Here is a 7,349-nt window from a genome sequence, read left to right as displayed (position 1 = left end):
TTCGATCCACGCTTCCTCCCCACGGTCGGTCGCCCTTCCGCAGTTGCGCTTCACTTCGCTCGCCATGACCAGCTTACGGTGGGACTTCCACCCACAAGAATGCGCCCATGCTGGGCGCACAACAAAAAATGCCCGGCTGATCAAGCCGGGCATTTTCGAATGGAGTTCGTCTGCACCGATCAGTTGGTGGCGGGCGGAGCGGCCGGAGCGGCATTCGGATCCGGAAGCGGCGCCGGGCTGTCGGACTGTTCACGCAGATAGGCGAGCAAATTGGCGCGCTCGGTGTCGTTCTTGATGCCGGCAAAGCCCATGGCCGTACCCTTCACGTAAGCCTTGGGAGCAGCAAGGAAGTGATTGAGGTGCTCGAAAGTCCACTTCTCGGCACCGCCCTTGGAGAAATCCTTCATGGCGGCGGAATAGGCGAAGCCTTCATGCGAAGCGATCGGGCGATCGACAACGCCCCAAAGGCCAGGCCCGACCTTGTTCGCCCCGCCCTTTTCAACCGCATGACAGCTCTGACACTTCTTGAAAACAGCAGCGCCGGCGGCAGCATCGGCCTTGGCCATAAGCTGACCAACCGGAACGGCAGCCGGAGCAGCTTCGCCGCCACCTTCGCCAGCGGCAGGTTCTTCAGCCGCGACGATAGCAAAGCCTTCCTTCTCAGGTTCCGGCGCGTGGAATATCCCTTCCGAGGCAATCGACACCGACATCATGACGAAGACCGTTGCAAGCAGGGCGCCTGCCGCCATGTTTACGTAGGGGTTCATCCGCAACCGCTCCTTTGCAACCGCCTGTCACAAGGCGGGCCATCTTGAAATTGCGCGGAACCTATGTCTTTTGCATCATTGTTGCAACACGATAATCGTCCCGCGCTTGAGACTTTTTGACACTGTTTCACCGGGAATAGAAGGGTATCCCCCATGAAGAACTCGGCTTTTGACCGGACGCTGGTGCTCATCCCGGCGCGCATGGCCTCCACGCGGCTGCCGGGCAAACCTCTGGCTGATATTGCGGGCCTGCCAATGATCGTGCAGGTTGCAAAACGCGCCCAGGAAGCCGAAGCGGGGCGAATCATCGTCGCAGTGGACGACCAGACGGTTTACGACACGGTGGCCGCCGCCGGTTTCGAAGTCGTTATGACCCGCCAAGACCATCAATCCGGCTCGGACCGAATTTTCGAAGCGGTGCAGAAGGCCGACCCGAATGCCGAGATGGATTTCATCATCAATGTTCAGGGCGACCTGCCGACGATAGAGCCAGAGGCCGTGCGCGCTTCGCTTCGTCCGCTCGACAATCCTTCAACCGACATTGCCACACTCACCGTGGAAATCACCGAGGAACATGAAAAAACCAATCCCAGCGTCGTAAAAGTCGTTGGGTCGCCGTTGTCGGAAACCCGACTGAGGGCGCTCTACTTTACCCGCGCCACGGCGCCTTATGGCAATGGGCCGCTTTACCATCACATCGGGCTCTACGCCTATCGCCGTGCGGCACTCGCGAAGTTTGTATCTCTCGGTCCTTCGGTGCTCGAAAAGCGTGAATCGCTCGAGCAATTGCGTGCGCTTGAAGCCGGCATGCGGATCGACGTAGAGATCGTTGACTCGGTCCCTCTCGGTGTCGATACTCCGGCCGACCTTGAAAAGGCGCGGGCGATCCTCTCGGCACGCGCTTCCTCCTGACGGATAATCCAATGAACGCAGTCACCAATCGCATCGCCTTTCAGGGCGACAACGGCGCCAATTCGGACATGGCCTGCCGGGATATGTTCCCGGCCATGGAGCCGCTTCCCTGCCCGACCTTCGAGGACGCCTTCCAGGCGCTCGAAAACGGGGAAGCCGATCTTGCGATGATCCCGATCGAGAATACGATCGCGGGACGCGTCGCCGACATCCATTATCTGCTGCCAGAATCCCGGCTTCATATCGTCGGCGAATATTTCATGCCGATCCGCTTCCAGCTGATGGTGCTGCCCGGCGTGAAGCGGGAGGAAATCCGCACCGTTCACAGCCATATTCACGCGCTCGGCCAATGCCGCAAGATCATCCGGGCGAACGGCTGGAAGGCAGTGGTTGCGGGCGACACCGCCGGTGCCGCGAAGCTGGTTTCCGAAAAGGGCGACCGCACCATGGCGGCGCTTGCCCCCCGGCTTGCAGCCGACCTTTACGGCCTTGAGATCATAGCGGAAAATGTCGAGGACACGGAAAACAACGTAACCCGCTTTGTCGTGCTTTCCCGGGACGAAAAGTGGGTGCAGCGCAACGACCCTTCCGAAATCATCGTCACCACCTTCGTGTTCAATGTCCGCAACATTCCCGCCTCGCTCTACAAGGCGATGGGCGGCTTTGCGACGAACGGCATCAACATGACCAAGCTTGAGAGCTACCAGCTCGGCGGCAAGTTCGTGGCGACCCAGTTCTACGCGGATATCGAAGGCCATCCGGACGACCCGCCGGTGCGCCGGGCTCTGGAAGAACTGCGATTCTTCTCGGAAAAGGTACGCATTCTCGGAACTTACAAGGGTCACCCCATGCGGGGAACCTTGAATAGGGAATGATGCAAGGCGGGTAAAATGACGGGCAGCAGATTCTGCCTGCCGCCCCGACCGGTTTCGTTACTGTCCGGCCATGGAATAGACGCGCAGGCGGTGACCGTCAGGATCCGTCACGACAAAGGTGTAGCCGAAGTCCATCTGCACCGGCGTCTGAAGGACACGCAGACCACGGCCTGCCCAATCCGCATATATCCGTTCGACATCGGCTTCGTCCTCTCGCTTGAAGCACAGTTCTGCACCGCCGCCGCCGGAAGTCACGGCCGGCTGTGCGGTGTGGCGGGACCAGAGTCCGACCCGCAAGCCCGTGGGAACGATAAAGAGCGCAAAGGTTGCCGAACGCTCCACGGGTTCGACGCCGAACAGTGACTGATAAAAGTCCGCGCTTTTCAGTGGGTTGTCTACGAAGAGAATGATGAAATCGGGATGAGTCATGTCAGTGCTCCTTGGTTGGGACTGACAGCACACCTATCCCACCCTACTGTCAGATAATGGCAGTAGCGATCAATGCGGGTTCGGAATTCCCTGCGCCAGACGCCACTCCTTCAGCAGCACCTGCCTGCGGCGCGGATAACGCTTTTCCGTGGAACTGGCCGACGCAATGCGATCGGTGCGGAAGTGGCGAAAACCCTGCCTCAGCTCGCACCATGCCATCATAACCCGAGCGCTATCGAAAAAGCCGAGCGCGAAAGGCCAGACCTGGCGATGCGTCCTTGCACCTTTTTCGTCTTCATAAACGAGCTCGAGGATATGTTCGGCGCGGATCGCCTTGCGGAGGAGAGTGAGGTCAGCCTTTTCCACCTGCCGCCGCGGAACGCCGACGAGAAGCGGCGAGGTTTCGAGTTCTTCCTTCAGCTCCGGCGGCAGGACCGCAGCGATCTTCGCAAGCGCATCGACGGCGCCGGCCGCAAGCCGTGTATCGGCCGTCTTGGCGACCCAGCGTGAGCCGAGCACCAGGGCCTCAACTTCCTCCTCGGTGAACATCATCGGCGGCAGCATGAAACCCGGCCGCAGCACATAACCGACGCCCGCCTCACCTTCGATGAAGGCACCCTGTGCCTGGAGGCTGGCGATATCCCGGTAAAGGGTGCGAAGGCTGACGCCGGTTTCGGCGGCGAGCTTCGCACCGCTGACAGGTTGCCGGTAGCGCCGGAGCGTCTGGAGAAGGGCCAGCAGGCGCTCCGAGCGAGCGACAGTCATGAGATTTGAATCCTCCAGCCCCCGCTTAAGCTCAGGGCGTTCCTGCTGCAATCGATTCGCCGGATCGATTGCTCAGGCTGCGCCTGACCGCTCGTCACCCCACTCGATCCAGTCACGCAGCAACCGATGAGCTATCGCGCCTTCGACCGGCGCGAAGTACGGACTGCCGGGGCCGGCATTCAGCATGACAGCCGCCTCCGCCCGTCCGAACCAGCGGACGTCCTGCATTTCCTGGGTATCGATCTTGATCTCTACCGATCTGGCCTCGGCATAACATCCGATCATCAGCGAATGAGGCATAGGCCAGGGCTGCGACGCATGGTAGCGGACACGGCCAATCTCGATTCCCGCCTCTTCAAAGGTCTCGCGGCGCACGGCATTCTCGATCGTCTCACCAGGTTCGACGAAGCCTGCCAGGCAGGAATACATGCCTTCCTGAAAATGGTGGCTGCGGCCCAGCAGGCAACGATCCCGCTCCACATCGATGGTCAGCATGATGACAACCGGATCGGTCCGCGGAAACATCATGTGATCGCACTTTGTGCAGGCCCGCTTATAGCCGCCGAGCTTTATCTCCGTCGGTGAACCGCATTTGCCGCAGAAAAGATTGGCGGCATTCCAATTGAGAAGCGCGACCGCCTGGGCTACTTCCCCCAGCAGCTCACCTTGAATAAGGGAATCGCGAAAAAGCGCCCGCGCCTCCGTCGGTTTGTAATGACTTGCCAGCTCTTCCGCTGGAATGAGGACCGGCACCGCAATCCGGGGCTCCCCGTTTTCCTTGTAGCCGAGCAGGACCGCGGCATCGAAATCGGGCTTCAGTTCCGCAAGCTCGTAGGCCGAAAACAGCGGATCGAGGATCTGGCCGTCATGCTTGAGGATCAGCCGGCTGCCGCTGAAGGCGAGAATATGCGTACCTTCTACGGCCAGCGCCTTTTCGACGCAGTCATCCGCACGATATTCCGCCTGCCTGTCGAGCTTGTTGCCGGAAAAAGCCGTGAGCTCGCTTGGCTCCGGGTGGGGTGCATCGGTATCGAAAAGGGTAGCGGTCATGAAAGGGCTTCAACCAGTTTCTTGATGAGGTTCTGCTTCTGCGATTGTTCGTAGGGCGTCGCGTGGCCAAAACCCCAGATGGGGCCTGGCCAATTTGGATCGCCTTCGAAGCGGGCGATGACGTGGACATGCAGCTGGCGCACGATGTTGCCGAGGGCGCCGACATTGATTTTGGTTGCCCCTGTGGCCTGCTTGAAAGCCGCCGCCACGCGATTGATCTCAGCGGAAAGGAGAGCCTGATCGGAGGGGGAGAGGTCGAAGATCTCGCTCATTCCGTTTCTCTCAGGCACCATGACCAGCCAGGGCCAGCGGCTGTCGTTCTGGAGACGCAACTGGCAGAGGTCCAGCGTTTTCACAAGCTCGGAATCCCTGTCGATTCGTCCGTCCAGTTCGAATGCGCTCAAGCTTTCCTCCCGTCGTGTTTTCTGTTCGATAGCAGTTTTTTACAGGTCTGGCTTGCATTTGGAAGCGTTATTGACGATATGTGCGGCGGGAGGTTGGTGGTGGACGAGCCACTCGCCAACCGGGTCAGGTCCGGAAGGAAGCAGCCCTAACGAGCCCGGCACGGGTCGCCGTGCCAGCCTCCCACCCTTGCTTTCAACAGCATCTTGGTCAAAATCCGGTCCGGTCAAGTGGCCGGTCGCGGCCCGCCAGGATTGTGAGGACTCGATTGAGCGATACCGGGCCGACATCGAACAGCACTACAACTGGTAGCGGCTACCGGGTGCTCGCCCGCAAATACCGTCCGAAGGATTTCTCCGACCTGATGGTCGGGCAAGAGCCGATGGTGAGAACCCTCACCAATGCCTTCGAGACCGGCCGCATCGCCCAGGCCTATATGCTGACCGGCGTTCGCGGGGTGGGCAAGACGACCACAGCCCGCATCCTTGCCCGTGCGCTGAACTACAAGACGCCCGAGATCGATAAACCGACGATCGACCTCCGCATCCCCGGCGATCACTGCCAGGCGATCATGGAAGGCCGGCATGTCGACGTCATCGAGATGGACGCGGCCTCCCATACCGGCATCGACGACATCCGCGAGATCATCGAGCAGGTGCGGTACCGTCCCGTCTCGGCGCGCTACAAAGTCTATATCATCGACGAAGTGCACATGCTTTCGACGCAGGCCTTCAACGGCCTCCTGAAGACGCTCGAAGAGCCGCCGGAGCATGTGAAATTCATCTTCGCAACGACGGAAATCAGAAAAGTCCCGATCACCGTCCTTTCCCGCTGCCAGCGGTTCGACCTGCGCCGCATCAGCGCGGCCGATCTCGTCGGGCTGTTCACCACAATCCTGGAAAAGGAAGGCATTCCGGCGGAGCAGGAAGCCTTGTCGATGATCGCGCGAGCCGCCGAAGGTTCGGCCCGCGACGGCCTGTCGCTGCTGGACCAGGCAATCGCCCATGGCGGCGGCAGTGTCCTCGCCGACACCGTGCGGGGCATGCTCGGGCTCGCCGACCGGGCCCGCATCGTCGATCTGTTCGAACATATCGTGCGGGGCGATGTCACGGCTGCGCTTTCAGAATTCGGTGCGCAGTACGAGGCCGGCGCCAATCCGGTGGTGGTGCTGACCGATCTTGCCGACTTCACACATCTCGTCACCCGTTTCAAATACATTCCCGATGCGGCCGACGATCCGTCGCTGAGCGAAGTGGAACGCCTGCGCGGCCGGGAATTCGCCGAGAGCGTTGCCGTAAGCACGCTGTCGCGCATCTGGCAGATGCTGCTCAAAGGCATTCCGGAGGCAGAGAATTCTTCGCGGCCATCAGGTGCCGCCGAAATGGTCCTGATCCGTCTGACCCATGCGGCTCATCTGCCCTCACCGGAAGATGCCGCGCGAAGGCTCTCAGATCTGTCCGGCGGCGACGGCCAGCGCTCCGCACCCTCACCGAACGGCGGGGGACGGGCGGCCTCGCCGTCCCAGCCTCCGGTCAATGCACGCGGCACCGAGATGTCGACGCCCCGCGTCCCTGCTGGAGGACCGACAGCAATGCTGCGTGCCGTTCCTTCACCGGAAACCGCACAGGAACCACTGGAGCGCCCCGCACTCCAAGCGGCGGCCGAACCCCAGCCGGAGCCCAAGGTTCACGTGCGGTCGCTGGAAGACATCGGCGACCTCTGCGCCAAAAATCGCGAACCCGTGTTGCGCGCCCGCATCCGGCAGTCCGTGCATCTGGTCAAGCTCGAGCCGGGGCGACTCGAAATCAATCTTGAACCCGATGCGCCCAAATCCATCGTCAACGACCTTACGTCGAAGCTTCGGGAATGGACCGGGATCACCTGGTGGGTGACACTCTCCAATGAGCGCGGCGCCCCGACGCTGGCTCAGGCGGAAGAGCAGGCCAAGGAGCAGCGCAAGACCGATGCCCGAGCCGATCCGGACGTGGCGGCCATTCTTGCGCAATTCCCGGGAGCCAGGATCATCGACGTCCGTATCCGGGCGGAGGAAGAAGAAGACGAGGCGGCAGAAATTGCTGCACCGGCAGCAGCGGAATCCGAAGAGGGCGACATACTGCCCGGCGACGACATCGAATTGTAAAAGAAGAGG

At 60.9% G+C, this 7,349-nt stretch carries 8 protein-coding genes and 1 other RNA gene; 4 read left to right on the top strand and 5 right to left on the bottom strand.

What is annotated here, in order from left to right; all coding sequences use genetic code 11:
• Positions 1-179: 179 nt before the first annotated feature.
• Entirely contained in the window at positions 180-767 is a 588-nt protein-coding gene (locus tag C5L12_RS19095) for a c-type cytochrome (protein ID WP_105373639.1), read from the bottom strand.
• Between the two features lie 153 nt (positions 768-920).
• On the opposite strand from C5L12_RS19095, the gene C5L12_RS19090 reads away from it, so the two are divergent.
• Both C5L12_RS19090 and C5L12_RS19085 read left to right on the top strand, forming a co-directional pair.
• Positions 921-1,679 (top strand): 3-deoxy-manno-octulosonate cytidylyltransferase, encoded by a 759-nt coding sequence (locus tag C5L12_RS19090; protein ID WP_105373638.1) that lies wholly within the window; start codon positions 921-923, stop codon positions 1,677-1,679.
• 11 nt (positions 1,680-1,690) lie between these two features.
• Positions 1,691-2,554 (top strand): prephenate dehydratase, encoded by an 864-nt coding sequence (locus tag C5L12_RS19085; protein ID WP_105373637.1) that lies wholly within the window; start codon positions 1,691-1,693, stop codon positions 2,552-2,554.
• Positions 2,555-2,611: 57 nt separating this feature from the next.
• On the opposite strand, the gene C5L12_RS19080 is transcribed toward C5L12_RS19085, so the two are convergent.
• The 4 genes from C5L12_RS19080 to C5L12_RS19065 form a co-directional block, all read right to left on the bottom strand.
• Entirely contained in the window at positions 2,612-2,983 is a 372-nt protein-coding gene (locus C5L12_RS19080) for a VOC family protein (protein WP_105373636.1), read from the bottom strand.
• Between the two features lie 69 nt (positions 2,984-3,052).
• Positions 3,053-3,748: a helix-turn-helix transcriptional regulator gene (locus C5L12_RS19075; protein WP_105373635.1), complete on the bottom strand. Its 696-nt coding sequence runs from the start codon at positions 3,746-3,748 to the stop codon at positions 3,053-3,055.
• A 72-nt stretch (positions 3,749-3,820) separates the two neighbouring features.
• On the bottom strand, positions 3,821-4,798 hold the full coding sequence (gene nudC, locus C5L12_RS19070) for an NAD(+) diphosphatase (protein ID WP_105373634.1): 978 nt from the start codon (positions 4,796-4,798) through the stop codon (positions 3,821-3,823).
• The gene (locus C5L12_RS19065) at positions 4,795-5,202 is read right to left on the bottom strand and encodes an HIT domain-containing protein (RefSeq protein ID WP_105373633.1); all 408 of its coding nucleotides are present in this window, start codon (positions 5,200-5,202) and stop codon (positions 4,795-4,797) included. The genes nudC and C5L12_RS19065 overlap by 4 nt, the downstream gene beginning before the upstream one ends.
• Before the next feature lie 88 nt (positions 5,203-5,290).
• Here C5L12_RS19065 and ffs point away from each other — a divergent pair.
• Together ffs and C5L12_RS19055 are read left to right on the top strand one after the other, a co-directional pair.
• Positions 5,291-5,387: signal recognition particle sRNA small type (ffs, locus tag C5L12_RS19060), an RNA gene on the top strand.
• An 81-nt stretch (positions 5,388-5,468) separates the two neighbouring features.
• Entirely contained in the window at positions 5,469-7,340 is a 1,872-nt protein-coding gene (locus C5L12_RS19055) for a DNA polymerase III subunit gamma/tau (RefSeq protein WP_105373632.1), read from the top strand.
• Positions 7,341-7,349: the final 9 nt, after the last annotated feature.

It is taken from the genome of Neorhizobium huautlense (genome assembly GCF_002968575.1).
Classification (GTDB): Bacteria; Pseudomonadota; Alphaproteobacteria; order Rhizobiales; family Rhizobiaceae; genus Neorhizobium; species Neorhizobium huautlense.
This window is presented reverse-complemented; position numbering and strand designations above follow the sequence as displayed.